Source organism: Bacillus pretiosus (genome assembly GCF_051294775.1).
GTDB classification, from domain to species: Bacteria; Bacillota; Bacilli; order Bacillales; family Bacillaceae_G; genus Bacillus_A; species Bacillus_A wiedmannii.
Genome location: NZ_JBPPHF010000478.1, coordinates 1 through 286 on the forward strand (window position 1 = coordinate 1; position 286 = coordinate 286).

At 39.9% G+C, this 286-nt stretch carries 1 pseudogene; it reads right to left on the bottom strand.

Annotated features, from left to right (window positions below):
• Nucleotides 1-34: 34 nt before the first annotated feature.
• A pseudogene (locus ACSG5Z_RS31815) lies at nucleotides 35-286 on the bottom strand (homogentisate 1,2-dioxygenase); the annotation flags it as partial.

The window sequence follows — 286 nt, forward strand, 5'->3', positions numbered from 1 at the left end:
ATTTCACAGTATGTGAACCTTCTTCAATCCAGCTTTACATATATTTTTCATCTTCTGTTTCATGTGCTTGCTTTACAATACGAAGCGGACGGAACGTGTCTATCATAACAGCTAGTTCAAGTGTTTCTTTCTTCCCTATACTTCCCTCTGTTTTCCCAGGATGCGGCCCATGAGGAATTCCGCTCGGATGAAGTGTAATAGAACCTTCTTCCACACCTTTCCGGCTCATTAAGTTTCCTTCTACATAGTACAGTACTTCATCACTATTCACGTTACTATGATAATA